The 26053-nt window shown below is 59.4% G+C and carries 28 protein-coding genes; 8 read left to right on the top strand and 20 right to left on the bottom strand.

Annotated features, from left to right (window positions below; genetic code table 11):
* Positions 1 to 240: 240 nt before the first annotated feature.
* From WNZ14_RS16655 to pgsA, 5 genes are read right to left on the bottom strand one after another with little or no spacing between them, the layout of a single operon-like run.
* The gene (locus WNZ14_RS16655) at positions 241 to 1023 is read right to left on the bottom strand and encodes a DUF4344 domain-containing metallopeptidase (protein ID WP_342869739.1); all 783 of its coding nucleotides are present in this window, start codon (positions 1021 to 1023) and stop codon (positions 241 to 243) included.
* A 36-nt stretch (positions 1024 to 1059) separates the two neighbouring features.
* Positions 1060 to 1767, bottom strand: coding sequence for a uracil-DNA glycosylase (ung, locus tag WNZ14_RS16650; protein WP_342869738.1), 708 nt, complete (start codon positions 1765 to 1767; stop codon positions 1060 to 1062).
* Positions 1767 to 2264 (bottom strand): molybdenum cofactor biosynthesis protein MoaE, encoded by a 498-nt coding sequence (locus WNZ14_RS16645; protein WP_342869737.1) that lies wholly within the window; start codon positions 2262 to 2264, stop codon positions 1767 to 1769. The genes ung and WNZ14_RS16645 overlap by 1 nt, the downstream gene beginning before the upstream one ends.
* 1 nt (position 2265) lies before the next feature.
* Entirely contained in the window at positions 2266 to 2523 is a 258-nt protein-coding gene (gene moaD, locus WNZ14_RS16640; RefSeq protein WP_342869736.1) for a molybdopterin converting factor subunit 1, read from the bottom strand.
* On the bottom strand, positions 2520 to 3104 hold the full coding sequence (gene pgsA / locus WNZ14_RS16635) for a CDP-diacylglycerol--glycerol-3-phosphate 3-phosphatidyltransferase (RefSeq protein WP_342869735.1): 585 nt from the start codon (positions 3102 to 3104) through the stop codon (positions 2520 to 2522). The genes moaD and pgsA overlap by 4 nt, the downstream gene beginning before the upstream one ends.
* A gap of 364 nt (positions 3105 to 3468) precedes the next feature.
* Here pgsA and WNZ14_RS16630 point away from each other — a divergent pair, with 364 nt between their 5' ends.
* On the top strand, positions 3469 to 6018 hold the full coding sequence (locus tag WNZ14_RS16630; RefSeq protein WP_342869734.1) for a membrane-bound PQQ-dependent dehydrogenase, glucose/quinate/shikimate family: 2550 nt from the start codon (positions 3469 to 3471) through the stop codon (positions 6016 to 6018).
* A gap of 62 nt (positions 6019 to 6080) precedes the next feature.
* On the opposite strand, the gene uvrC is transcribed toward WNZ14_RS16630, so the two are convergent.
* The 4 genes from uvrC to WNZ14_RS16610 all read right to left on the bottom strand — a co-directional run bounded on the left by uvrC (position 6081) and on the right by WNZ14_RS16610 (position 11375).
* Positions 6081 to 8174: an excinuclease ABC subunit UvrC gene (uvrC, locus tag WNZ14_RS16625; protein ID WP_342869733.1), complete on the bottom strand. Its 2094-nt coding sequence runs from the start codon at positions 8172 to 8174 to the stop codon at positions 6081 to 6083.
* Between the two features lie 256 nt (positions 8175 to 8430).
* Positions 8431 to 9402 (bottom strand): flagellin, encoded by a 972-nt coding sequence (locus tag WNZ14_RS16620; RefSeq protein WP_342869732.1) that lies wholly within the window; start codon positions 9400 to 9402, stop codon positions 8431 to 8433.
* A gap of 223 nt (positions 9403 to 9625) precedes the next feature.
* Positions 9626 to 10390, bottom strand: a complete 765-nt coding sequence (locus WNZ14_RS16615) for an SDR family oxidoreductase (RefSeq protein ID WP_342869731.1) — start codon at positions 10388 to 10390, stop codon at positions 9626 to 9628.
* A 46-nt stretch (positions 10391 to 10436) separates the two neighbouring features.
* The gene (locus WNZ14_RS16610) at positions 10437 to 11375 is read right to left on the bottom strand and encodes a calcium/sodium antiporter (RefSeq protein WP_342869730.1); all 939 of its coding nucleotides are present in this window, start codon (positions 11373 to 11375) and stop codon (positions 10437 to 10439) included.
* A 275-nt stretch (positions 11376 to 11650) separates the two neighbouring features.
* On the opposite strand from WNZ14_RS16610, the gene WNZ14_RS16605 reads away from it, so the two are divergent.
* Positions 11651 to 12289 (top strand): outer membrane protein, encoded by a 639-nt coding sequence (locus tag WNZ14_RS16605; protein WP_342869729.1) that lies wholly within the window; start codon positions 11651 to 11653, stop codon positions 12287 to 12289.
* Between the two features lie 111 nt (positions 12290 to 12400).
* Here the strand turns inward: WNZ14_RS16605 and WNZ14_RS16600 are convergent, their stop codons facing one another.
* The 6 genes from WNZ14_RS16600 to WNZ14_RS16575 form a co-directional block, all read right to left on the bottom strand.
* Positions 12401 to 13054 carry a DsbA family oxidoreductase gene (locus tag WNZ14_RS16600; RefSeq protein ID WP_342869728.1) on the bottom strand — a complete coding sequence of 218 codons (654 nt, stop codon included), beginning with the start codon at positions 13052 to 13054 and terminating at the stop codon, positions 12401 to 12403.
* 160 nt (positions 13055 to 13214) lie between these two features.
* Positions 13215 to 13610 (bottom strand): diacylglycerol kinase, encoded by a 396-nt coding sequence (locus WNZ14_RS16595; protein ID WP_342869727.1) that lies wholly within the window; start codon positions 13608 to 13610, stop codon positions 13215 to 13217.
* Positions 13607 to 14203 (bottom strand): glutathione S-transferase, encoded by a 597-nt coding sequence (locus tag WNZ14_RS16590; protein WP_342869726.1) that lies wholly within the window; start codon positions 14201 to 14203, stop codon positions 13607 to 13609. Before WNZ14_RS16590 ends, WNZ14_RS16595 begins: the two co-directional genes overlap by 4 nt.
* 39 nt (positions 14204 to 14242) lie before the next feature.
* Positions 14243 to 14953, bottom strand: coding sequence for a ribonuclease (locus tag WNZ14_RS16585; RefSeq protein WP_342869725.1), 711 nt, complete (start codon positions 14951 to 14953; stop codon positions 14243 to 14245).
* A 7-nt stretch (positions 14954 to 14960) separates the two neighbouring features.
* Positions 14961 to 15383 (bottom strand): hypothetical protein, encoded by a 423-nt coding sequence (locus WNZ14_RS16580; RefSeq protein WP_342869724.1) that lies wholly within the window; start codon positions 15381 to 15383, stop codon positions 14961 to 14963.
* Positions 15384 to 15524: 141 nt separating this feature from the next.
* Positions 15525 to 16112: a hypothetical protein gene (locus tag WNZ14_RS16575; RefSeq protein ID WP_342869723.1), complete on the bottom strand. Its 588-nt coding sequence runs from the start codon at positions 16110 to 16112 to the stop codon at positions 15525 to 15527.
* Positions 16113 to 16155: 43 nt separating this feature from the next.
* Between WNZ14_RS16575 and WNZ14_RS16570 the strand changes: the two genes are divergently transcribed.
* A complete protein-coding gene (locus WNZ14_RS16570) occupies positions 16156 to 16761 on the top strand; it encodes a Crp/Fnr family transcriptional regulator (protein ID WP_342869722.1) in 606 nt (201 codons plus the stop codon).
* Positions 16762 to 16770: 9 nt separating this feature from the next.
* Here the strand turns inward: WNZ14_RS16570 and rlmJ are convergent, their stop codons facing one another.
* The gene (gene rlmJ / locus WNZ14_RS16565; RefSeq protein ID WP_342869721.1) at positions 16771 to 17622 is read right to left on the bottom strand and encodes a 23S rRNA (adenine(2030)-N(6))-methyltransferase RlmJ; all 852 of its coding nucleotides are present in this window, start codon (positions 17620 to 17622) and stop codon (positions 16771 to 16773) included.
* Positions 17623 to 17707: 85 nt separating this feature from the next.
* On the opposite strand from rlmJ, the gene WNZ14_RS16560 reads away from it, so the two are divergent.
* Entirely contained in the window at positions 17708 to 19846 is a 2139-nt protein-coding gene (locus tag WNZ14_RS16560) for a molybdopterin oxidoreductase family protein (protein WP_342869720.1), read from the top strand.
* Positions 19847 to 19971: 125 nt separating this feature from the next.
* Complete coding sequence (locus tag WNZ14_RS16555; RefSeq protein WP_342869719.1) at positions 19972 to 20931, top strand: VOC family protein; 960 nt, start codon at positions 19972 to 19974, stop codon at positions 20929 to 20931.
* A 97-nt stretch (positions 20932 to 21028) separates the two neighbouring features.
* On the opposite strand, the gene WNZ14_RS16550 is transcribed toward WNZ14_RS16555, so the two are convergent.
* Positions 21029 to 21499 carry a MarR family transcriptional regulator gene (locus tag WNZ14_RS16550; protein WP_342869718.1) on the bottom strand — a complete coding sequence of 157 codons (471 nt, stop codon included), beginning with the start codon at positions 21497 to 21499 and terminating at the stop codon, positions 21029 to 21031.
* Positions 21500 to 21620: 121 nt separating this feature from the next.
* On the opposite strand from WNZ14_RS16550, the gene WNZ14_RS16545 reads away from it, so the two are divergent.
* The 3 genes from WNZ14_RS16545 to WNZ14_RS16535 all read left to right on the top strand — a co-directional run bounded on the left by WNZ14_RS16545 (position 21621) and on the right by WNZ14_RS16535 (position 22873).
* Positions 21621 to 22043: an organic hydroperoxide resistance protein gene (locus tag WNZ14_RS16545; RefSeq protein WP_342869717.1), complete on the top strand. Its 423-nt coding sequence runs from the start codon at positions 21621 to 21623 to the stop codon at positions 22041 to 22043.
* A 204-nt stretch (positions 22044 to 22247) separates the two neighbouring features.
* On the top strand, positions 22248 to 22628 hold the full coding sequence (locus tag WNZ14_RS16540; protein ID WP_342869716.1) for a hypothetical protein: 381 nt from the start codon (positions 22248 to 22250) through the stop codon (positions 22626 to 22628).
* Between the two features lie 44 nt (positions 22629 to 22672).
* Complete coding sequence (locus WNZ14_RS16535; protein WP_342869715.1) at positions 22673 to 22873, top strand: hypothetical protein; 201 nt, start codon at positions 22673 to 22675, stop codon at positions 22871 to 22873.
* 28 nt (positions 22874 to 22901) lie between these two features.
* Here WNZ14_RS16535 and WNZ14_RS16530 read toward each other — a convergent pair whose 3' ends face one another.
* From WNZ14_RS16530 to purM, 3 genes are all read right to left on the bottom strand, one after another.
* Positions 22902 to 24173: a cyclopropane-fatty-acyl-phospholipid synthase family protein gene (locus WNZ14_RS16530; RefSeq protein ID WP_342869714.1), complete on the bottom strand. Its 1272-nt coding sequence runs from the start codon at positions 24171 to 24173 to the stop codon at positions 22902 to 22904.
* 166 nt (positions 24174 to 24339) lie between these two features.
* On the bottom strand, positions 24340 to 24963 hold the full coding sequence (purN, locus tag WNZ14_RS16525) for a phosphoribosylglycinamide formyltransferase (protein WP_342869713.1): 624 nt from the start codon (positions 24961 to 24963) through the stop codon (positions 24340 to 24342).
* On the bottom strand, positions 24960 to 26030 hold the full coding sequence (gene purM, locus WNZ14_RS16520; RefSeq protein ID WP_342869712.1) for a phosphoribosylformylglycinamidine cyclo-ligase: 1071 nt from the start codon (positions 26028 to 26030) through the stop codon (positions 24960 to 24962). Before purM ends, purN begins: the two co-directional genes overlap by 4 nt.
* Positions 26031 to 26053 lie beyond the last annotated feature (23 nt).

Here is a 26053-nt window from a genome sequence, read left to right as displayed (position 1 = left end):
GCAACCACTCTGGTCATAGGACGGTCGGCACGGACGTGAGTTGTTTCAGATCAACCCCGCTTGGCATTTCGGATGGCTGGATCGACTGGCCGCGATCTCAGGTCGGGGGCGTGGATTGCGCTTGCCTGCCTCGGTCAGCCGGTATCAGCCTCAGGTCCGGCTCGGCGTATATGCCAATCCAGGCCTTCCAATCAGGCACGGGGTTTCAAATGGGTTGGGAAAAAAGCATTTTGCCGCTCTTCAGCGGTCCAGCGTCTTGGCCACGACCAGCAATTCGTCCATCATCTCGTAGCAAAGCGTGATCCGGAGCTCTTCGGAGTCATAAAATGCGTTGACCTCGCCACACTCGGCTGCGGCCAGCGTTGTGGGCGCGGGCCAGTCGTAGGTAGTGTCGATCCATTCGGCGATTTCCGTCATCACGCCGCTGTCTTTCAGTTCCTGTCGCAGGTCGTCATAATCCTCGCTTGCAGCCAGATCCACCGACACCTTGCCGGCAGGCTTGTCACTGTCCCTGAGCGCGTCGGCCAGCAGCAGGTCCCAGGATTCGAGTGCAAGGGCTGCATCATACTCGCAGGTTTCAAGCCGTTCATCGGGAATGGCCCGTTTCCTGGCTTCCTCCAGGAACGTGTCGGTGTCGTAACCATGCGCGATGCAGAGGATCCGGTAGGCGCGCTGAATATCGAGATCGTGCTCGTCGTAATAGGCGTGCTCGCCACCATCCGCCTTGAAGATCCTGTCGAAGGCGAACCAGGTCGCCGCCGCATCGAGCAGGATCGGCGCGGGCTCGTCATAGGTTTCAAGCACCATCAGCGTGGCGAAGGCATCCACCGCATCCTCTTCCTGCCCGATCACCGGAAGGCCGAACTGGTCAACCAGCGCGTGGCCGATTTCGTGATGCATGATCAGGATGATATTGCTGAGCGCGATGTCGTACTGGGTGTCGGGATTTGCACGGACCACTGAACAGGTCGCAAGGCTGACGGCCAGACTGATGAGTGTAATCTTGAGCCGTGAAAACCGCATATGGTCACCCTTGGTCGTTCGGGCGAGTTGCCCACTTTATGTCAGCTTCGTCAATGGCGGCAGTTCAGGCAATTGCCAATCGATCGGCTCCATGCCGTTTGCAGTTAGGAAGGCGTTGGCCTTCGAAAAATGCCTGCAGCCGAGAAAGCCCGCATAGGCGGACAGCGGCGAGGGATGAGGCGCCTTGAGCACCAGATGGCGGCTCGCATCGACGAAGTCGGCCTTCTTCTGCGCGTATGTGCCCCAGAGCAGAAACACCACCGGATGCGGCAGTTCGTTGACCTTGGCGATCACCGCGTCGGTAAAGCGTTCCCAGCCGCGCCCGCGATGGGAGGCTGCGAGACCGCGCTCGACGGTAAGCACGCTGTTGAGCAGCAGCACGCCTTGCCGCGCCCAGCTTTCGAGATAGCCATGGCTCGCTTTCGGGATACCGAGATCGGTCTCGAGTTCCTTGTAGATGTTCTTCAGCGAGGGCGGCACTCGCACATCCGGCTGCACCGAGAAGCACAGACCGTGCGCCTGTCCGTCGCCGTGATAGGGGTCCTGGCCCAGGATCACCACCTTGACCTGATCGAGCGGCGTCAGATCAAGGGCTGCGAAATACTCCGGACCTTTCGGGAAAATCTGTTTTCCTGCGTCAATCTCGGATTTCAGGAAAGCGCGGAGTTCGGCCATGTAGGGCGCGGACAACTCGGATGAAAGCGCAGCTTTCCAGCCGTCTTCAAGCTCGACTGTCCTGCTCATCACTGGTTCCGCCAGCGCAACTTGGCCTTGTCGTCCGCATCCTTGGCCGAAACCCATTCGCCTGCGCCACCGTCTTTCAGATGTTCCTTCTTCCAGAACGGCGCGTCGGTCTTGAGGTAGTCCATCAGGAAGGAGGCCCCGTCGAAGGCCGCTTGCCGGTGCGGCGCAGCCGCCACCACCAGCACAATGTTGCCACCGGGCGCAATCGACCCATGCCGGTGAATGGCGGTGATGCCGGTGAGAGCGAAGCGTTGAACTGCGTCTTCGGCAATCGTCCGGATGGCACGCTCAGCCATGCCGGGATAGTGCTCGAGTTCAAGCGCGGAAAGACGACCGCCTTCGTCGCGGCACAGACCTGTAAAACTCACCACCGCGCCGATGTCGGAGCGCTCGCAGGTCAGCGCGCTGATTTCATGCGAGATGTTGAAATCATCGGCCTGGATGCGAACCGTGATGGGAGCGGTCGACTTACCTGCAGCATTGTCGCGCGTTGCCATCTCAGCCACCGGTCATCGGTGGAAACAGCGCGATTTCCCTTGCATTGCCAATGACTTCGTCATGCTCTGCATGCTCCTCGTCAATGGCTGCACGTATCACCTGGGGCACCTCGAAAACCGCGGCATATTCCTCGCCGAGCGTCGACAAGTGTCCGATCAGGTCGCCGATTGTGACGACCGTGTCAGGCAGATCGATCTCTTCCGAGCCCTTGCCGATGCGCTCGCGCACCCAGGCAAAATAGACAATCCGCACGCTCATTCGTCCACCACATGTCTCAGTCCGGCTTTGAAATAGTCATAGCCGGTGTAAATCGTGATGACGGCCGCGATCCACAGCATGCCGATGCCGATTTGAGTGGTGTAGGGCAGGACCTTGTCGCCAGCGGGGCCGGCAAGCAGAAACCCGAGCGCCACCATCTGCAAGGTGGTCTTCCATTTGGCAATCCATGTGACCGGCACCGAAACCTTGAGCGCCGCCAGATATTCGCGCAATCCCGATACCAGGATCTCGCGGCACAGGATGATGATGGCAGCCCATATCGACCAGCCGGCGATGGTGCCGTCGGCGGCGACCAGCAGCAGGATCGCTGACACCAGCAGTTTATCTGCGATAGGATCGAGCATCCGGCCAATGTTGGAAGTCTGGTCCCAGATGCGGGCGAGATAGCCGTCAAAGAAATCGGTTATCGAGGCCACGGTAAAGATCGCCAGCGCACTCCAGCGCGCCAGATCCGAGCCGTGCAGCCGACCTTCAATGAAGAAGCACAGCACGATCAGCGGAACGGCGATAATCCGTCCATAGGTAAGCATATTCGGTATGTTAAGCGCGCTTGACGCCATGAAGCACCCCGTCAGTATCAGGATTTTGCGCAAGATGCGCGGGAGCGGCCCGTCAGGTCAACCGATAATCCACCTTGCCCCCATGCGGAACTGCCCGAGCTGACCCATATTAGTCGTCTTGAGGCGGCAAGCCTGCGTTTTGCGTTCAAAACTGTGTGACCAATGCGACCGTAATGCGCCAATGGCCCGAAATGGCCTACGCGAACCTTACGGGTTGAGACGAAATAACTCACCCAATGCGGGCGACTCGGCCAAGCCCTTGCGATCGCCTGGACATCATTTTCAACAATGAATTTTTCTTCGGAACCATTTCGGCTCCGGGTGCTTACACCTGTGCGCGTTTAAAAATTTTGGAGACATACATATGTTCAGATTGGTTCTCTCGGTATTGCTTTTGCTTCTGGGGGCTGGCCTTTGCGCCGGCGGTGGATGGCTCGCCTGGCTCGGCGGGTCACCCTTCTACCTGGTCCTGGGGCTGGCGGCTCTCATCACCGGAGGACTTTTGTATGCGCGGCGACCGGCTGCGCTTTGGCTCTATGCGCTGATGCTGATTGCCACCCTTGGATGGTCTCTGTGGGAGGTCGGCTTTGACTGGTGGGCGCTGTCGGCACGCGGTTCGCTACTCGCTGTCATCGGTATCCTGTTGTTGCTGCCACCGGTTGTGCGCTCGCTTCATGCCGGTAGCGTGTCACCCCGCCGCTATGGCATGCCAGCCGGAGCATTGGCGCTGGCCTTGGTGATCGTGGCGGGCGTCGGCATCTTTTCGATGACGCAGGACCCGCATGATGTCGCCGGCACTTTTCCGGATGAGCGCATGAGCGCAACAGCAGACGTTGCGACGGGTGGCGTTCCTGAGGGCGAATGGCAATCCTATGGCCGGACGGCCTATGGCCAACGCTATTCTCCGCTCAAGCAGATCACGCCTGACAATGTCGGCAAGCTAAAGGTGGCCTGGACCTACAAGACCAATCAGGTGCGTGGCGACACAGACCCGACTGAAACCACCTACGAGGTCACACCTCTGGTCTTCGACAACACCATGTATGTCTGTACGCCTTTTTCCACTGTGATCGCGCTTGATCCGGTAACCGGTGAGGAGAAATGGCGCTTCGATCCCTATCTCAAGCAGCCGCCAACCAAGACCACGCAGCACATGACCTGCAGGGGCGTGAGTTATTTTGACGGAGTCGCCAATCCGCGCCCTGCGCCAACGCCTTCATCCATCAGCAATTCCGCAACTGCAATGGGCGACCAGGAGGCTGTTCTTGCAGGCGAGAGCAATTCGGAGGTCACCACCCAGGCGGCCGGTGTGCCGCAGAACGTCGTTGCAGGCACTGCAAAGCCGGGCGATCCGAATCCTGTGGTGACCCGCGATCAGCGGGCGGCGTCAAGGACTGAACCAAGTGCAGAGTGCATCAAGCGGCTGTTCGTGCCGACATCGGACGGACGTCTGATAGCGATCAGCGCTCAGACCGGCGAAATCTGCCCCGGCTTCGGCGGCGAGGACGGCACGATCAACCTTTGGGCCAACATGCCGAATGTGACGCCGGGCTCGGCCTATGCGACGTCGCCTCCGGTTGTCACCAGAACAGCGCTCGTGGTTGGCGGCACGGTCAACGACAATGCCTCCGTCACGTCACCGTCGGGCGTCATCCGCGCTTACGATGTCTACACCGGCGAACTGCTGTGGAACTTTGATTCCAAGCGTCCGGAGGCGACCGAACCAATCGCCGAGGGAGAGACCTATTCCGAGAACGCGCCGAACTCCTGGAGCGTCGGTTCCTGGGACCCGGAACTCAATCTGGTCTATCTGCCGATGGGCAATCAATCTCCCGACCAGTGGGGCGGCAACCGCAGCGAGGCGGTGGAAAAGTTCTCCTCCTCCGTCACGGCACTTGATGCGGACACCGGCGAAGTGCGTTGGGTCTACCAGACCGTCCACCACGATCTGTGGGATATGGACGTTCCCGCCCAGCCGAGCCTGATCGATCTGACCATTGACGGTGCCACAGTGAAAGCTTTGGTGCAGCCAACCAAGCAGGGCGAGATTTTCGTTCTCAACCGCGAGACCGGTGAACCGGTTCTGCCAGTGGAGGAAGTTCCGGCTCCCGGCGGCGCTGTCGAGGGTGATTTTACCGCACCGACACAGCCTGTTTCCACAATTTCGTTCAATCCGCCCAAACTGACCGGAAAGGACATGTGGGGCGGGACGATCCTCGACCAGATGGCCTGCCGCATTGCCTTCCAGGGCTTGAATTATGAGGGCCGCTACACGCCGCCGACAACCGACGGAACCATCGTCTACCCGGGTAACTTCGGCACCTTCAACTGGGGCGCCGTCGCGGTCGATCCTGAGCGTCAGGTGATGTTTGCTATGCCGGTCTATCTGGCTTTCACGTCCAAGCTGGTTAGCCGCTCCAACGATACGGAACGCGTCGTCACCTCAGATGCAGATCCTGTGTTCAACGAGAACTTCGGTGCGCCCTGGGCCGCCAAGATGGGAACGTTCCTCTCCGTGCTCGGTCTGCCATGCCAGGCACCGCCGTGGGGCTACGTCGCAGGCGTCGACCTGACCAATGGCAAGACGGTCTACAAGCATGTCAACGGAACGGTCCATGATCTCTCCCCAATCCCGCTGCCTTTCGAGATGGGTGTGCCGGGCATCGGCGGACCGATTATCACCGGCGGTGGCGTCGCCTTCCTGTCGGGAACGCTCGACTACTATGTCCGGGGTTACGATCTTCAGACAGGTGAGGAGATCTGGCGCGACCGACTACCCGCTGGCGGACAGGCAACACCTGCCACCTATGTTGGCGCTGATGGCCGACAGTATCTGGTGGTTGTCGCCGGCGGCCATGGCTCGACAGGCACCAAGGCAGGCGATTCCATCATCGCCTATGCGCTGCCTGAGTAAGACGACAAACCCTGCCGCTGGCAAACGCTGGCGGCAGGGTTCTCTGCCTGCAGTCCCGGTATCTACCGGTTTTCCTCGTGAAAATGATTGTAGACCAGTTCGGCGACCGCCTGTGAAATCCCCTCGACGGCCACAAGATCATCGATCCCTGCGCGTGAGACGGCCTTTGCGGTTCCGAAATGGTGCAGCAGTGCACGTTTCCTGGTCGGTCCAATTCCGGCGATCTCGTCGAGCGGATTGCTGACCATCTCCTTCTTGCGCCGCGCCCTGTGGGTGCCGATTGCAAAGCGGTGGGCCTCGTCGCGCAGCCGCTGGATGAAATAGAGAACCGGATCGCGCGGCGGCAGAGTGAAGTCAGGCTTACCCTGAACGAAAAACCTTTCTCGTCCGGCTTCCCGGTCCATACCCTTGGCAATGCCGATGGCTGTGATCTTGTCGGCGATCCCGAGTTCCTCGAGGATCGCCCTGACTGCGCTCATCTGTCCCTTGCCACCATCGATCAGCACCAGATCAGGCCAGGCTGGCATTACCGACGCGCTGATCGCCTCCGGGTCGGTTTCATCTGGCGCGTCCGGTTGGTTGGGGCCGCTATCGCCGTGTTCCTTGATCAGTCGCGAGAAGCGGCGCTGCATGACTTCGCGCATCATGCCGAAATCGTCGCCCGGGGTGATCTCGGTCGATTTGATGTTGAACTTGCGGTACTGGTTCTTCGCAAACCCTTCCGGCCCTGCGACGATCATGCCGCCCACCGCATTGGTGCCCATGATGTGCGAGTTGTCGTAGACCTCGATGCGCCTCGGCGCGTGCGGCAGGTTGAAGGTTTCGGCAAGGCCCTGAAGCAGGCGTCCCTGCGATGCGGTTTCGGCCAGGTTTCGGCCATGCGCCTCACGCGCATTGTTTAGCACCTGATCGACCAGCTCGCGCTTCTCGCCGCGCTGCGGCACCGTGATCGTGGTCTTGCGATCCATGCGCACGCTGAGCGCTTCCTGAAGCAGCGCCCGGTCCTCGAAATCCTCCGAGATCAGGATCATCTGCGGCGTCGGCTTGTCATCATAGAACTGGCCGATGAAGGCTCCCAGGATCTCGCCCGGAGCCAGCGACGGGTCGGCCTTGGGGAAATAGGCGCGGTTGCCCCAGTTCTGCCCGGTGCGGAAGAAGAACACCTGGATGCAGGCCATTCCGGCATCATGATGGATGGCGAATACATCCGCCTCTTCGACAGTCTGCGGGTTGATCCCCTGATGGCTCTGCACGTGGCTGAGCGCCGAAAGCCGGTCCCGGTAGATGGCTGCACGCTCGAAATCGAGCTCGTCAGAGGCTGACTGCATCGCCGTTGCCAGCTGGGCTTTGACGGCCTGACTGCGACCCGAGAGAAAATCCTTCGCCTCACCCACCAGCCGGGCATAGCCTTCGCCATCGATCTCGCCGGTGCAAGGGCCCGAGCAGCGCTTGATCTGGTAGAGCAGGCAGGGCCGGGTGCGGCTCTCGTAGACGCTGTCGGTGCAGGTGCGCAAAAGAAACGCCCGCTGCAAAGCATTGATCGTGCGTCCCACAGCCCCGGCGGAAGCGAAGGGGCCGAAATAGGCGCCATTGCGTGAGCGGGCACCGCGATGCTTGAAGATCGCCGGCGCCGCGTGGTTGCCGGTAATCAGGATGTAGGGGAACGATTTGTCATCGCGCATCAGCACGTTGAAGCGAGGTTTCAGCCGCTTGATCAGATTGGCTTCAAGCAGCAGCGCCTCGGTTTCAGTGCGCGTGGTGACGAACTCCATGTTCGTCGTCTGCGCGATCATCCGTGTGATGCGGTTGGAATGGCCACGGCCTTGGGCGTAGTTCGTTACCCGTTTTTTCAGGCTCCGCGCCTTGCCGACATAGAGAACGTCACCGGTCTCGTTCATCATCCGGTAGACGCCCGGCTGGTTGGGCAGATGCTTGACGAAGGCCTGGATGACTTCGGCACCCTTGAGGCCTGGGGTAACGCCGGGGCTTTCGTTCCATTCCATGCCCGCGACCGAGGCGACATCAACGGGCAGGGGAGCGTCGATCTCGGACTGCTCGTCCTCGTCGGTATCGCTTTCCTCATAGATCACGCCACCGTCAGCCTGAGCCGAGGCTTTGGATTGCTTGGGAGATGTCGGATTTGGCGTGCGAGTCATTAAGCGATCTTATCAACCTCCAGCGCGCTGCGGGCAAGAGAGTGTGGTTGCAAGATCATGTCATCTGGCGTCAGCAGCATTGTTTATCAAGCGCGACAGCAGAAACAGAATCACTTTTGCCGGACGGATAGGTTGCTTTTCAGGGAGAGCGAAAGGTCCCCGCCGCCTGCTTTCGTTTCGTCAGGTTGCCGAAGCGCGATTGAGGAATGAAAACTCGAGAGGCGTGGTCTCATATGTGCCGTTGCCAGCCAGGCGGTCAGCGGAACAGCGAAAGAAGGTTCTGGGCGTTGTTGTTGGCGATGGAAAGTGATTGAAGGCCGAGCTGGTGTTGGGTCTGCAAGGCCTTGAGGCGCGTGGATTCCTCGTTCATATCGGCATCCATCAGCCTGCCGACGCCGGTTTCGATCGAATCGCGGAGGTCAGCCACGAAGTCGCCCTTTAGCTCAAGTCCCGTCTGCAGCGCACCCAGGTTCGAGGCCACGTCGATCATTCGTTGCAGCATCGCATCGACCGTATTGATCATGTCATCGATCTGAACGTCTGTCGTGGTCTGGTTCAGAACCATTTCGACGGTGGAGGGCGGGTTGGCTGCCCCCTTGAACAGAACATAGGCAGATCCTGCCCCGACGGATGTGGCAAAGGCCTTGCTCGTCAGAATTCCGTATTCGCCCGTCCCGCCATTGTCGACGAGATAGTTGATCCCGGTGGTGCCAAAGCCGGTGCTGACCGTGTAAGTCGTCGTCCCAACTGTCACGAGCCCGTTCTCGCCGCGGGTGAAGGAGGATACCAGTGATTTGTCTACGGAATCCGCTGCGGTATTCCATTTCAGCCAGTTCTCGCCATTGAACGTGGCGGAATCGACAATTGATCGCAATTGCCCCTTGAGCTGGGTCAGTTCCTTGTTGATCTTGGTCTTGTCGACTCCCGGCTCGCGCGCGACGACGAGTTTCGCCTTCACCTCGTCCATCACTTCGATCGCCGCATCCATACCTGTATAGGCCGTATCGAGTGTCGCCGCGCCGAGAGACAGCGCATCCTCGACTGCGGAAAGCGCCTTGTTGTCCGATAGCATCGTCGTGGCGATTGACCAATAGGCAGCGTCGTCCGAAGCGTTTGCAACCCGGTATCCCGTTGATATTCGGGACTGGGTTGCCTCCATCTGGCTATTGATCGATCGAAGCGTTTGCAGTGCACCGATAGCAGCGCTGTTCGTCAGGATACTCGTCATGAAAACACTGTGATTACCGCTGCGAAAATGTGCTTGATGAGCGTGCTTTTCGTCAAAAAGCAAATAAATTCAATGTGCAGAAAATGCCACGCGAAAGTAAATGCCGCGTAAACGACACACGGAAATACGCAATGATTCACCGCCGTTGTGCTTTTGTCGGGCGGTCTCCCACGGCATTAGGAGCAGCAATTTGCTGGCCGCGGAAATGTCCGGCGGCGCGTAATTATTCGCCGACGCCACTCACATCCGGTGTTTCCCAGGCAAGATGCTGACCGCCATCGAGTGCGATCATCTGGCCGGTTACCGATCTTGCCTCATGCAGATAGCGGATGGTTGCGCCGAATTCGGCGAGCTCTGGCCCGCGGCCGAGCGGAACCGCTGCAGTCTGTCGGGCGAAATCCTCGGCTTTCTGCCGTTCATTGGCAAGCGTCGGGCCGGGGCCGATGGCATTGACCCGGATGCGGGGCGCCAGCGCCTGGGCCATGGTCTGCGTCGCCGTCCAGAGCGCTGCTTTCGACAGTGTGTAGGAGAAGAAGCGCGGCGTCAGCTTCCACACTCGCTGGTCAATGATGTTGACGATCAGCCCCTCCTGATCGTCAGCCAGGCTGGTTGCCATCGATTGGGCCAAGATCGCCGGGGCCTTCACGTGGATGGCGAAGTGCCGGTCAAACAACTCTTCATCGAAGTCTCGGACGTCATCATCCTCGAATACGGACGCATTGTTGACGATGATAACGGGGGCACCCATCCGCGTTGCAACGTTCTTGTAAAGCTCGCGCGCAGCCTTGCCCTCTGAAAGGTCGGCCAGAAAGACCTCCGCCACACCGCCGGCATCACGGATGAAGCCAGCCACGGCCTCTGCTTCCGCGCCGCTGCTGTTGGCATGTATGGCGATCTTGTAGCCGTGGGCGGTCAGATCCAGTGCGATTGCCTTGCCGATCCGGCGCCCGGCACCGGTTACAAGGACTGTCCCCTTTGTAGATGTCATGCTGTTTCCCGGTTGTGTTGCCGCGACTGAACGCTGCTTTTCAGCGTCAGAATACCGAGAGGATATAGGCCGCAAAGATCAGAAGCATAGCCATGCCACCGAGCTTTTTGATCGGCACGTTCCAGTGTGCCAGCGCCACCACCAGAAGACTGACAGCCAGCATAACCCACATATCGATCGAGACGATGCGCGGATCCACATCAATTGGCAGGATCACCGAGGTGCCACCGAGGATAAGGCCGATGTTGAAGATGTTCGAGCCGACCACGTTTCCGATAGCCACCGCGCCGGACTTGCGCCACGCCGCCATCACAGAGGTCACCAGTTCCGGCAAAGACGTGCCGATCGCGACAATGGTCAGCCCGATGGCTGTTTCCGAAGCGCCCAGCATGCGCGCGATGTGGGAGGCGCCGTCAACAGTCAGCCAAGCGCCGATGGGAAGGCCGATCAGGCCGCCGATGATAAAGGCAGTGGTTTTCCAGGTTTGCTGCGGAAGGTCTGCCACTTCATCATGGTAATCGGGCACGTTGCCCGCACCGCACTGCCTTGCCGCCTTGATCTGCCAGGCGAGATAGGCACCCATCATGACAAGCAGAATGGCACCGTCCAGCCGGCCCAACGGCCCCAGCCACATCATCACCATTAATGTCAGCGTTATGCCGATCATTACGGCGAGCGATGTTCCAATACCGCTTTCACGGCAGTTGACACTCATCAGCATGGCCGGCGCGCCCAGTACCAGAAGCACGTTTGCGATGTTGGAGCCGACCACATTGCCGAGTGCGATTCCCGAGACACCGTCGAAGGCGGCCTGCAGCGAAACGAAGAGTTCCGGTGCCGAAGTTCCGAAAGCCACAATGGTGAGCCCGATGATCAGCGGGTCGATCGACAGTTTCTCGGCAAGGCCGACAGCACCCCGAACCAGGTAGTCACCGGCAAAAACGAGGACGACCAGTCCCGCGATCAGGGTCAGAATGCTCAACATGCTTGGGGATTAACGCTCGCGGTTTCAATGGGTTCAGATCCCATATAGGAGGTGGCTTGCCATTCGCAATGGATGCAAGGCTTGGGCCACGGCAAAATTGTTGCTCTAAAGCAACAGCGGCGACTGCCCTTTTTCTGCCGCGGAGTCTCCACATTCCTGCTTCGAGGCCGCCGCATTCAATGTCCATCTTGCAGCGTGTCGGCGGCATGCATCCCAATGTCGCCAGCTATCAAGGCCCGCTGTTTGTGTCGGGCCGGAAAAACAAGGAGAATGACATGCGTATTCGTAAACTGGCACTGCTGGCCGCAGCCCTTTCCCTTCCGCTCGCCGGCCCTGTGCTGGCCGCGGACGCTATCGTTGAACAGCCACCTCAGCCGCCGATGGCAGAAGTAGCACCGCAGGCCTATCTGTGGTCAGGCGGTTATCTTGGCGGTTACGGCGAGTACAAATGGGGCGAGTTCAGTGCCGCTGCCGGCCAGAACGCCAACGGCTTCGGCGGTGGCGTCTATGGTGGTTACAACTGGCAGTCTGACAACATCGTCTACGGCGCGGAAGCTGATATCGGTTACTCGGGCGCTGACTTTTCTACAGGCGCTCTGACCGGCAAGCAGGGTTTCAACGGTTCGGTACGGGCCCGTATGGGCTTCGACGTCAACCCGTTCCTGATCTATGCAACCGGCGGTGTCGCTGCGACCAGCGCCAAGCTGACCAGTGCGGCAGGTTCTGATCGCAACACTCACGTCGGCTGGACAGTCGGTGCGGGCGCGGAAGCGTTCCTGACTGAAAACATCACCACCCGTATCGAGTACCGCTACACCGATTATCAGTCAAAGAACTACAATCTTGGCGGCACCAATGTGTCGTCCGGCTTTGACGATCACTCGGTTCGCGTCGGTATCGGCATGAAGTTCTGATCCGTCAGAACCTCGGAACAAGAAAAGCCCGGACGAGAAATCGTCCGGGCTTTTTGATTCCTGGCAGATTTGGACACAGGCCCGAGTGCAGGCCCGAGTTCAAGCCTTAGTTCAGGATTGAGTGGCTGTAAGTTGCTTGAGGATCTGGGTGTAGTTCTCCACCCCTTGGGCCCCGGTGACGAGATGCTTGTTGTCGAAAATGATCGCCGGCACGCCACGGATATTGTTCTGGATCCAGACGTTTTCCTGTTGCCGCACCTCTTCAGCGTAGCGCTGGTCATCGAGCACTGCCTTGGCTTCCACGCCGTCGAGCCCGACCTTCTCGGCCACTTCGATCAGAACCGCCGGGTCTGACACATCCCGGCTATCTGTGAAGTAGGCGGCAAAAAGCGCCTGCTTGAGTTGGTGGCCAAGATCGAGTGTCTCAGCCCAGTGGATCAGCCGGTGCGCATCGAACGTGTTGACCATGCGCATGTCATCGCCGAAGCCGAACTCGAAATCGACGCTTGCGCCCATTTCGGTCAGCCGCGTCCGGTTTTCCCGGGACTGTTCGGGCGTGACGCCGTATTTCTCGGCCAGATGTTCACGCAGGTTCTGGCCATCGGCCGGCATGTCCGGATTGAGTTCAAACGGATGCCAGTGAATTTCATAGTCCGTGCCGGTCTCCTTCAGCGCCTTGTCGAGCTGCCGAAACCCGATCACGCACCATGGGCAGACAACATCTGAAATGAAATCGATGCGCAACGGTTGTGTTTGGTCTGTCATTAAAGTTCCAATATTGCTGTTTTGGTCACCAGTTTCCGTCACAGATAATGTGTGCATCCGGAAATGCCAGCTTCATCGGCCATAATTCCAGCCTGTCCCATGACCTGGTGAAGTGGTGGCTTGGCGAGAAAATGCGCGTGTTGCTGCCGTCCGGCCACCATCAGACCGCCATCCACCCAGTCGGCAGCAACACCGTTGCCAGCACGAACACCGCCCATATGCCGTTGGCGAGCAAGAGGCAGAACACCGCGAAAGATCCCAGATCCTTGGCATGCCGAGCCATAGTGGAATACTCCGGCGACGCATGATCGGTGATTTCTTCAACAGCGGTGTTCAGCGCTTCAACTGAAGCCGTCAGCAAGTACAGTAAAGCGGCGCCAACGTAGCCCCACAGCGGCGCGCCCGCGAACATGAATGCCGCTAAGAGAAGCACAAAGGCCAGTGTCTCGTGCCGGAAAGCGGTCTCCCCCCACAGCCGTTTGACGCCGCCCAGCGAGTAGCTGGCGGCGGCAAAGATGTGGGAGATCCCGACCTGCTTGTCCGGCCGCGGTGTCACGCCTTTGGCAGCATTGCGTCGAGTTCGGGAAAGCTTGCCGCAAACTTTGCGCTCCAGCGCTTGATCTTCGGCCGACCGCGTTCCCACTGCCCGGCAAACCGCAGGTTCAGGTAGCCGATCATCGCGGCGGCCGCAAAATGTCCGCCATTCGGCGCCTTTGTGATCCGCGGAAGATTGGCTTCGAGATAGTCCAGGGCGCGGGTCGCCTTGGTCCACTGCTTGTCGATCCATTCCTGATGCACGATTTCCGCAGGACGGAAGCGCCGCTCGTACATGATCGCCAGCAGGCAGTCGCAAATGCCGTCGCAGAGGGCTTCCATGACCTCGGCTTCAGTACGCTTTGCTGCGTTGCGCGGATAGATCCGCTTGCCGCCGGAACGGTCGACAAACTGCATGATGGCACGGCTGTCAAAGATGGCCTGTCCTTCATCTGTGATGAGCGTCGGGATCTTGCCCAGCGGGTTGTTGGTGATCAGCTCGGCCGGTGCCGCATTCGTGTCGGTCAGCACCGCTTCGACATCGAGTCCGGCAAACTTGGCGGCTATCCTGACCTTTGCCGAATAGGGGGAGGCAGGTGAATAGAGGATTTTCATGATGATCTTCTCTTCTTGCGTGAAAACAGCTTGAGGGCCTCAGCCCGGCTCGGGGACATTCAGGTTCTTGACTGTACAGCCGGCGCGGTCAACCTCGCCACAGGCTCGATACTCAAGGGACGGCGTCATGCAGATGCGGACCTCGCGCAGCAGGCCGCGCTGGCAACTGATGGCGATGCCGTCGCGCGTCATGCCGGGATTCGCAGCGATGAAATCGTCCTCGGCCGCAAATGCGTCGATGCGTGCGGGAAGTTTGTCCAGCGCAAAGGCTTCGGGCACCTTCACCCGGGCGCTGGCGGCCCGCAGCGCTGTGAAATAATCCCGCTGGGAAAGCCCCGAGCACGATCCGTGCTTGCGCCACTGATGCCCGATAAGTCCCATGGTCGGCACAATATCGAGATAATCGCGGCCCAGGCTGGACGGTACCCGGTCGGGTTCGCGCGAAGGGCAGAACTCCGGATAGCCCGATTCGTTCTGCGGCCAGAGACCGTGCACGACAAAGCCCAGATCCCGGTCTTCAGCGCATTGCTGCCGGTTGGCGCGATCCCCTTCGACGAGGCAGTAGGCGGGCGACCATGACAAGGCCAGCACATAAAAATCAAATCCTGATCCGACAGGAGCCTTGCTGGCGGTGGATACCGCAACCTTTGTTCCTGCCTGTGCCGGCGGCGCACTTTCGTCAGAGCAGGCAACTGCAAGCGCCAGCACCGGCAAGGCCAGCAAGCTCCGGAGCAGATTGACTTTCGTCATGGCCTGATCAGCGAACCGACCTGCACCACGCTCCATGAACCTTGAGCGGGTCGAGCCCGGAGATGCAGAACTCGAGATTGTTGCCCAGACCGGCAAAGCCCATTCCGCCTTCGATCAGCCACCAGATCTGGCGTTTGTGGCCATCATTCATATGCGCGGTTCCGTGGCAGTAGAGCCGCGGGATCGACCAGTATTGACCTTCAAAACGGGTGCGATTGGGGTGCACGCGCTGGATGCTCTCGATGGCAAGGCCGCGCTTGAGCACGTGTCGGTCTGTCCAGACGAAACGGTTCTGGATGTGGGACAGCACCTGTGGCGCGTCGCAGGCAAGGACATTGCCGCCATTGAAGGCTACGGCAGGACTTGCAAAACTTGAAAGCGAGACACCAAGCGTTGTAGCAAATGCGATTATCAGGCGTTTCATGGTCATGACCGGTCCTCCAGAACAGGATGCGAGTCATGGTATAAAGTGTGCCACAGCGATTGGGCAAGTGCGGAGCGCTAAAGCATTGAGCCTATTAGCGCAACACTTCCGCTTCATGTGGCATTGGGGCGAGCCGTGGAGGTAATTTCAATGCTGCATCATGCCCATTGCCATAGCGAGGTGATGGGGTTGGTGATGACTGCCGGTTGCCATCAGCCCGAAGAAACCCAGGGCCTTTGCTTTTTCGAGCTGACTTGAGGTTTCTGTTTTTACCGTGAGGATTGCACCGGTGGATGTCGTGACTGCCTGCACAGTCCATGCTCCGGTCTTGTTGAGTTCGGCGGCGTGCGCCGGAACCATCGCATGAATTGCGCGCAGGACCTTGCCTTCGCCCTCAACCTGGAATTTGATTGTGTCATTCTCGACAGCCGAAGAGGCCTTGGCCTCCAGCATGAGACTGTTCATGTCGACCAGATGGTCGCGAAGAGCGTCAATATTGACCTTTGCCCAGTCGGTATCGGGGTCCGCTTCCAGCAGATCGACAATTTCCGCAATCGCCGCAAAGGCGGACTGACCACCTTCCGTTGGCAGGCTTGATCCGTCGTTGGCGGAATGCATGCTGTGGCTGCCGCTATGTGCAGTTTCGGCGTGTGTGGCCGCGATCAGATGATAGGCCGGCACTGCTGCTATTGCCAAGATAGCCAGACCGGCGATGACGAGGGGCACGCGTTTCATTCGAATGTCTCCTATGTTGAGCCAAGACTAGGCTGAAACAGGCTTGCTGGAATATGATTTCAATCATATTCTATTGGTCATGCTCCCCCATACGTTTGGCCTGCTTCCATCTGCTGCATCCGCACCGAAGTTTTTGAAGAAGGGCGTGAGCCTTTTTCGGCGGAATGATCCCGCGACGGCGATGTATTATGTGCTTGCCGGCCAGGTGGATTTGCTCAGATACACCTCTCAGGGCGATGAAGTTGTCATCCACCGCGCTTGTGCTCGTGAGACCTTTGCCGAGGCGGGGCTGTTCTCGGACAGCTATCATTGCGATGCCGTCGCTGCTGCGGACACCGAACTGGTCCGGATCGACAAATCTGCCGTTTTACAAAGAATGCAACTGGAGCCGGACTTCGCGATTGCGATCTCCGCTCGTTTCGCCGGTCAGATCCAGAATTATCGCCGGCGATTGGAGGTCGTTGCCATTCGCGATGCGACCAACAGGGTGTTCGCCGCAGTTGGCGACGGCATGTTGACCGTCAGCATCAAGACGTTTGCCGCACAAATCGGATTGACCCACGAGGCAGTTTACCGCGCGTTGGCAGCCTTGGTACGGTGCGGCAGGCTGACCAAAACCGGGCGGGGCAGCTACGTTTTGTCCAGATAGACGAAAGTTTCAGCGCTCACCAACGAGCGTTGCAAGCTCCGATTTAGCACCAGGGCCCTGGGCCATCAGGCGGGCAAGTTCGGGCAGGATCTGTTTCAGCTCGGCCTCAAGCGTGAAGGGCGGATTGATGATCACCAGCCCGGATCCGTTAAGCCCCGGTGCGGTTTTGTTGTCGCGTATCATCAGACGGACCGTCAGAGTCCGTGGCCTGCCAAGTGCGATCAGCTTCTTGTCGAAAGATGCAAGCGGGCTGTCGGCCTTGATCGGGTGCCAGAGCATGTAGGTGCCGCCCGGAAACCGCCGCGTCGCCCGCGCCAGCCCGTCGATCATCCGGTCATACTCGCCATCTTCCTCGAAAGGTGGATCAATCAGCACAATGCCACGCTTTTCCTTGGGCGGCAGGTGCGCGCCGAGCGACAGCCAGCCGTCGAGTTCGATCACGCGGACCTGATAATCGCCCTCGAAGACGGTCTTGAGTATCTGCGCGTCGTCCGGATGCAACTCGATGGCCGTCAGCCTGTCCTGCTTTCGCATCACCAGCCGGGAGAGCTTGGGGGACCCAGGGTAATGCAGCACGCCACCCTTGGGATTGAGCGATTCGACAGCTTCGAGCCACGGCGCCAGGAACGCTTTCAATTCAGCCGACAGCGTCGCGTCCATGATCCGGCCAATGCCATCGCGCCATTCGCCGGTCTTCTGCGCCTCGACCGAGCTCAGATTGTAGGTGCCGATCCCCGCATGGGTGTCGATGACGCGGAACGCCTGATTCTTGCGCTTGAGATAGGTGATGATCTGGGCCAGCACCGCGTGTTTGAGCACGTCGGCGAAATTGCCTGCATGATAGCTGTGGCGGTAATTCATCTTCTGGCGTGATACGTCCCTGATTTGATCTGATGGACGCGCGCTTAGCGTGGCGCGTCGTCGGAAATTCTCTTATAGAGAAAGCATGAACGACGCGACCCCCATTGATTCCGCCGCCCACGATCCAGACGCGGTCACGGCCATCGGCCATTCCGCCTGTCCGCATGATTGTCCGTCAACCTGCGCGCTCGAAGTCGAGCTGCTGTCGCGCAACCGCATCGGAAGGGTCAGGGGCGACGCGGCCAACAGCTACACTGCCGGTGTCATCTGCGCCAAGGTGGCGCGCTATGCCGAGCGGGTCAATCATCCCGACCGGCTGCTCAAGCCGCTGATCCGCTCCGGCGCAAAAGGCGAGGGACAGTGGAAAGAGGCAAGCTTCGATGCTGCGCTCGATCTGATCGCGGAAAAATTCGAGCAGGCAGAAGCCAAGCATGGTCCGGAGACGGTCTGGCTCAACTATTACGCCGGCACCATGGGTCTGGTGCAGCGCGACGGCATCAACCGGCTGCGCCATGCAAAGGGCTATTCCAACCAGTTCGACAGTTTCTGCACCAACATGGCCTGGACCGGCTTTGCCATGGGGGCAGGGGCGATGCGCGGATCCGATCCGCGCGAGATGGCGAAATCCGACTGCGTTGTGATCTGGGGCACCAATGCCGTCTCCACCCAGGTCAACGTGATGACCCACGCCATCCGCGCCCGCAAGGAGCGCGGCGCCAAGATCGTGGTCATCGATATCTACGACACCCCGACCATGAAGCAGGCCGACATCAAGGTGCTGCTCAAGCCCGGCACCGACGGCGCTTTTGCCTGCGCGGTAATGCATGTGCTGTTTCGCGAGGGCTTGGCAGATCGTGATTATCTCAACAAATTCAGTGACGACCCGGCAGGCCTTGAATCACATCTGCAGGACCGGACGCCGGAATGGGCGGAAGCGATCTGCGGCGTGCCAGTGGCCGAGATCGAAGCCTTCGCACGTTTGGTCGGCACCACCAAAAAGACATTCTTCCGGCTGGGCTACGGCTTCACCCGCCAGCGCAATGGCGCCGTCAACATGCACGCGGCGCTGTCGCTCGCGGTCGTCACCGGCAGCTACCAGTATGAAGGCGGCGGTGCATTTCATTCCAATTCGGACATCTTCCGGCTCGACAAATCCCTGCTCGAAGGCCGAAAGAACTTCAATCCCGGCCTGCGCTGGCTGGATCAATCCAAGATCGGAAGGATCCTGACCGGCGATGCGGAAGCGCTGAATGGCGGCCCGCCTGTGACCGCCATGCTGGTCCAGAACACCAACCCCGCCAATGTCGCGCCCGAACAGCGAAAGATCATCGAGGGCCTCAGGCGCGAGGACCTGTTCCTTGCCGTGCATGAGCAGTTCATGACCGATACTGCCAAATATGCCGACGTCATCCTGCCCGCCACCATGTTCCTCGAACATGACGACATCTATCGTGGCGGCGGCAATCAGCACATCACGCTGGGGCCAAAACTGGTCGACCCGCCCGAGGGCCCGATGCCCAACCATCATGTCGTTGAGGAACTGGCAAAGCGCCTCGGCGTGGCAGATCGTGAAGGCTTCGGTCTGACGCCGCGCGAACACATCGACGTCATGCTGGAGAAGCGTGGCTTGGGCACATTTGAAACCTTCAGGGAAGACAAGTGGGCCGACGTTCAGTCCGATTTCGAGACCGCGCATTTTCTGAACGGCTTTTCCCACAAGGATGGCAAGTACCGCTTCCGGCCCGACTGGACCGGCACACCTGCGGCCAACAAGCCGCCCAAGCGCATGGGGCCTCAGGGACCCGTTGAACAGCTTCCGGAATTTCCCGATCATGTTGAGCTGATCGAGAGCGCCAACGCCGATCATCCGTTCCGGCTGGCAACCTCGCCAGCGCGCTCTTTCCTCAATTCCACCTTTGCCGAAACCCCGTCGTCACAGGCCAAGGAAAAGCGCCCGGATCTGATGATCCATCCCGAGGACGCAGCGCGACTCGCGATCGCCGACGGCGACAGGGTGCGGCTCGGGAATACACGCGGCGATCTTGCCATGCATGCAAAGCTGGATTCCGGTCAGCGGCGCGGTGTTGTCATCCATGAAGGCCTCTGGCCCAATTCCGCCTTTGAGGGCGGCGAGGGGATCAATACGCTCACGGGTGCAGATTCTTGCGCGCCCTACGGAGGCACCGCGTTCCACGACACGCGGGTATGGGTAAAGAAGGCTTGAAAGGGCCACTGCGGGTTGGTCGTTCAGTATTTGTGAACAAATTTACGCCGAACCGCTGGCTTTAAGCTGTCGCCCTGTTTTGCCATATACGACAGAGACAAAACGCTGATCGTTAAGGACAGATTATGGCCAATTCATTTGATGTGACCCGCCGTGCAGCGCTGCATTTTCTTGCAGCCGCACCGGTTTTGGCTAACACCGCAGCAGCAAATGCCGCGCCCGTGGAGCCGTCCTTTGCGGTCACCACGCCCATTCACATCCATTCCCTGTCGCTTCGTGTGCGCGATCTGGAAAAGATGACCTATTTCTACAACGCTGTTATCGGTCTTGATGTTCTCCGCGCTGAGCCAAATCAAACGACCTTGGGCAAGGATGGAAAACCGCTGGTCACCCTGATCAAGCGCCCGGATGACGATTTGGACGATCCCACGACTGCCGGTCTGTACCACACGGCATTTCTCATGCCGACACGCAAGGATTTGGGGCGCTGGCTGATCGTGGCCTACATGAATGGCGTACCGTTCACAGGCTTTGCCGATCACAGCGTCTCCGAGGCGCTGTACCTCAACGATCCGGAAGGCAACGGCATTGAGGTCTATGCTGACCGTCCGCACCAAAATTGGAACTGGGCCGACAACAGGGTCGTCATGGGCAGCGCTCAACTCGATCTCGACAATCTGGTCGAAGGACTGCCCGAAGACGCGGAGTTGCCTTATAGCGCTCCCAGCGGCTTTCGAATTGGCCACGTCCACATGCGGGTTGGCGACACCCAGCTGGCGCAGGATTTCTATGTCAAGGCAACCGGCCTTGATCTGACGGCGTTGATTGCAAACGAAAGCGCCGCCTTCTTCTCCAACGGTCGCTATCACCACCATATAGGGGCCAATATCTGGCAAAGCCGCAACGCCGGTCAGCGCCCGCAAAAGATGTCGGGACTGGAGGACGCTGCCTTCTCGATCCAGCCCGGCCTGATGGACGGCCTTCGCCAACGGTTGAAAGCCCATGGGTCGGATACCCAGGAATCTGGCAGCACTCTCGAAACACTTGATCCTTGGGGAACAAAAATCCGGTTCATCGCAAGCTGAAGTTGCCATTGCCCAAGGGCCGCACTGCACAACATGCTGAATACGGCACCGGCGGACGCTTAGCCGATCACACCCCCGCTTTTATTGAAGGTGCGTGCTAAGCTTCTTCGGCTCCTGTCTTGGCCTTCAATGAAGTCCTCAGCTTGCCCAGCATCTCGTGCAACTTGACGAAGTCCTCGAGTGACAGTCCAAACGCCTGCGCGACGCAGCCGGGCACATGCCCAGACCGGTCTTCAAGCGCCTGTCCGGCTGCAGTCAGTTTCACGCGAACTTTGCGTTCATCCTTGTCATCGCGCTTACGCTCAAGCATGCCCTGGCTCTCAAGCCGCTTGATCAGCGGGGTGAGGGTGGAGGATGCGAGGTCCAGCCGTGCGCCGAGTTCGCCCACGGTCTGCCCGTCCTGCTCCCACAACACGACCATGACCAGATATTGCGGATAGGTCAGCCCGAGCTCGGATAGCAGTGGCTGATAGATCTGTCCCACCGCGTGGTGGGTCGCGTAGAGGTCAAAGCACAGCATGGATTCAGGTCTCAACCTGAAACCATCGGGCAATTTACCATCGGTCATTGTGGCGCTCTCCTGTCAGTCAAAGCCTGTTTCCCGAAATCGTGAAGCGCAATCACTTGCAACGAGCATATCTCTGTCATATATATCGCGTACGATTAAATCGCAAACGAAGGAATATATCATGCCCACAAAAGTTGTTTACAGCACATCCGCCACCGCCACCGGCGGTCGCGACGGGCACTCGAGCACCCACGACGGCGCGCTCGATGTCAATCTGGCTGTCCCCAAGGAAATGGGCGGTCCTGGCGGCGGGGTAAACCCGGAACAGCTTTTCGCAACCGGCTACGCGGCCTGCTTCCTTGGCGCATTGAAGTTCTATGCCGGCCAGAAGAAGGTGAAAATTCCCGATGATGCCAATGTCACCGTGACGGTCGGCATCGGCCCGCGCGAAGACACGGGCTTTGGCCTTGACGTCAAGATCAAGGTCGATCTGCCCGGCATCGAGAAGGATGTCGCCGAAGACCTGATCGCCGGCGGCCACAAGGTCTGCCCCTATTCGCACGCCACATCCGGCACGCTCAACATCACGCCAGAGCTCGCCTGAACACAGAGCGCGCTTACGAGCTGAGATTTTCTGCCGCCAGCTGGACCGACACGGACCGGCTGGCGGCAGTTTGTGTTGGAAGCTGAACGCACATGCACGGTTGCGAAGAAGTTTCAATGTGTCATACTGGACAATCAAGAGTTGAGATTACTCATGCGGCGGTGATGACACATGCTTCGGAAACTTGTTTTTGGATCACTGGTCTTGACGTTCGTGAATTGCTCGCCGGTCAACGCTGGGCAATTCGATGTCGCCACAGTGCTCGAACACGCAGCCCATTTGCAGAAATCCCGCGGATACGTGTCCAATCATGTTAAGGGCGGCCACACGCATTTCGATATAGTGGCTGCCGACGGAACGCCCTACGAAATCTGTCCGCATCCAAAGATGGGCTTGCTTCATGTGATGCAGGGCGGGGCGCTTCCGGGCGCACGGCTCGTGATCGAGGTCGATCTCCAGAACAATGTCACGCCTTACAACCGCAACATTTTCACGAGTTTGGCCTACTTCAATCAATCCAGCAGGCGCGGCCTGTATTACATGGCGGACAAGGCCATGAAAGCGATAATGGCTACGCCGGAATGAAAGTCGCCCTGGCATTGGCGTGTTTGAGTGCCTGCGTCAGCAGCATGCCCGCCAGCGCCGATCTGGGCGTCACCGAACTGGAGGCGCGTGTTCTGTCTGGTGAGGTAACGCCTGAAGCAGCCATCATCGAGTACTGCGAGGGCGAGACAGGCGGCATGACACAGGATGCGTTTTGTTCCTGTCCCGAAGAGGCCTTGCGTCTGCTGCAAGAGCGATTGAAGTCACACCGGCTGCAGCCAAGTTAGAACAGCACGGGGCACGCAGAGGCCCTCCCTATTCAGCCAGCGCCTGGGCTGCGCTGGCGACAACGCGCTCGAGAAATTCGGTTTCCAGCCCGGCGATGTGCGCTTCTTCCGCGCCGATATAGTCCCGCGTGATCGGAACGGCGTCGCGTTCGCGGCCGATCTGGAGCTGGAAGACATTGCTTGAGCCCTGCAGGAACACGCATTCGGCGATCGACAGGTAGAGCTCCCACATCCGGCAGAAACGCTCGCCCATGATCTTGACCGCAGCGTCGCGGTTGTCGAGGAACCGCTTGCGCCAATGTTGCAAGGTGTAGCCGTAATGGCAGCGCCAGATTTCGCAATCGAGCAGCCAGAGTCCTGTGGGTTCGATTGCTTCGACGGTTTCCGACAATGACGGCGCGTAGCCGCCGGGAAAGATGTACTTGCGGATGAAAGGGCCAGTCACGCCGGGGGGAGACTTGCTGGAAATTGAGTGGATCAGAGCCACGCCGTCAGCTGTCAGCCGGTCGCGCACGGTCAGGAAATAGGGAGCCAGATATTGCACGCCGACATGTTCAAGCATGCCGACGGACACAACCCGGTCGAACTTGCCCTGAACTTCGCGGTAATCGATAAGTTCAAACTTGACCCGGTCGCTGACACCGAGGATCTCTGCCCGCCTTCTGGCGACAGCGAGTTGACGCTCTGACAACGTCACGCCCAGCACCTCCACATCTGCGACATGGGCGAGGTAAAGAGCCAGTCCGCCCCAGCCGCAGCCGATGTCGAGGACCTTCTGTCCCGGCTTGAGGTTGAGCTTGGCTGCAATGTGTCGCTTTTTCAGCGTTTGCGCCTCGTCAATTGTGGCCGTGCCTTCGGGGAAATAGGCGCAGGAGTACTGCATGTCCCGGTCCAGGAAAAGCTTGTAGAGATCCTCGCCGATATCGTAATGCGCCTTGACGTTGGCGCGTGATCTGGAAATCACATTGTGCTGGTGAAAGCGCCGCACCTTGCGTGACAGTCCTTGCCAGAAGATCTGGCTGGGCGAATGGTCGAACTGTCGCTTGTTGGCGTAAAACACCTTGACCAGGTCGTGAATGCTGCCGCTGTCCATCAGCAGCTCGCCATCCATGTAGGCTTCAGCTGCATTGAGTTCCGGATTGAGCAGGATTTGCCACTCGGTCGACTTTTTGGTGAAACGGATCGCGGCCTCGGGGCCCGGTTCCTTGCCGCCAAAGTTGTGAACCTCACCGTTGGCGTCGGTCATCGTCAATCGACCGGTCTTGATGGCTTTGTCGAGCAGGCCGTAAAGTGAAGGCATTATCGTCTCCATTCAAAACAGGGAGAACTGGCAATATCGAAAAATGTTCCCGGTTATCCTGCCACCAAAAGCACAGGCTGCGCAACCGGCATAAAAGCTCGCTCCGGCGGCGGGCCTGCCGGTCTGGACGAGACGCGGGGAAATCCGGCGCCGGCGTCTGTCGGCGTCAGCCGCTGTACTGGGTCCGCCCGTCACCGCCCATCCGCACTTCGCCACGCGCAAGCATGGCCAGCGCCACAGGGTAGATCCGGTGCTCGGCCGCAAGCACCCGGGCGGCAAGCGTATCGGGTGTATCGTCGCGTTCGATGCGCACGGCTTCCTGCTCGATGATCGGGCCTTCGTCCATGCCTTCGGTGACAAAATGCACCGTGCAGCCATGCACCCGGCAGCCGCTGGCAAGCGCGCGTTCATGGGTTGCCAGACCCGGAAATGCAGGAAGCAGGGAAGGATGGATGTTGATCATCCGTCCGGCGTAACGGCCGACAAATTCGCCCGATAGCAGCCGCATATAGCCCGCAAGCGCGATGATCCGCGCACCCGAGGCATCCAGTGCCGCCATGACTGCAGCCTCGTGAGCGGCCTTGCTGTCATAACCCCCGCGCGGGATCGCCAACGCTTCTATGCCAAAGCCACGGGCATGGTCGAGACCCTTGGCGTCCGGCTTGTCCGAGATCACTGAAACGATCTTCGCCGGAAAGTCGCTGCGCAACGAGGCGGCAATCAGCGCGCCCATGTTTGATCCCCGACCGGAAATCAGTATGGCGACAGGGACTTTCTGCTTGTCGTTCACAGCGACAGGGTTCCCTTGTAGACAACGCCCGGTCCGTTGTCGGCACGTGCGCTCAGCCTTCCAAGCCGGACGACGCTTTCGCCCTGGGCTTCAAGTGCGCTCGCAACCCGGTCGGCGTCTGCTTCTGACGTGACCGCGATCATGCCGATGCCGCAATTGAAAGTGCGCAACATTTCCTCGGGCGCAACTCCCCCGGTTCTGGCGAGCCACGAAAACACCGCCGGTGGCTTGATCGCGTCGAGATCAATCTCGGCGGCAAGCCCTTCGGGCAAGACGCGGGGCAGGTTTTCGGGGAAACCGCCACCCGTGATATGGGCCAGTGCCTGGATCGCCCCGGTTTCCCGGATCACTGAAAGCAGCGATTTGACGTAGATCCGGGTCGGCTCCAAAAGAGCTGCCCCAAGGCTCTTTGAAGCATCGAATGGCGCCGAGGCGTCATATGCAAGCCCGCTCATTTCGACGATCCTGCGGACCAGCGAATAGCCATTGGAGTGAACGCCGGAAGAGGCCAGGCCCAGAACCACATCACCTTCCGAAAGCGTGCCCGATGGCAGCAGTTGCCCACGCTCGGCAGCCCCCACGGCAAATCCGGCGAGATCATAGTCGCCGTCGCGATACATCCCGGGCATTTCCGCAGTTTCGCCGCCGATCAGCGCGCATCCGGCCTGAATGCAGCCCTGTGCAATGCCCGCGACGATCGCCGCACCCTGTTCAGGATCAAGCTTGCCGGTGGCGAAGTAATCGAGAAAGAACAGCGGTTCCGCGCCCTGGACGACCAGATCGTTGACGCACATGGCAACGAGGTCAATGCCGACCGTGTCATGGATGCCTGCTTCGATCGCCACTTTTAACTTGGTGCCGACACCGTCATTGGCAGCCACCAGAACCGGGTCGGAAAAGCCGGCAGCCTTAAGGTCGAACAGGCCGCCGAAGCCGCCGATCTCGCCATCAGCACCCGGCCGACGTGTCGAGCGCACCAGCGGCTTGATACGGTTGACCATCTCGTTGCCAGCATCGATATCGACACCCGCCTGGGCATAGGTGAGGCCGTTTTTCCGATCCGCCATCTTGGCTTTCCCTCTCTGGGTTT

This window comes from Hoeflea sp. AS60, from assembly GCF_038900115.1.
In the GTDB taxonomy this organism is placed as follows: Bacteria; Pseudomonadota; Alphaproteobacteria; order Rhizobiales; family Rhizobiaceae; genus Hoeflea.
This window is presented reverse-complemented; position numbering and strand designations above follow the sequence as displayed.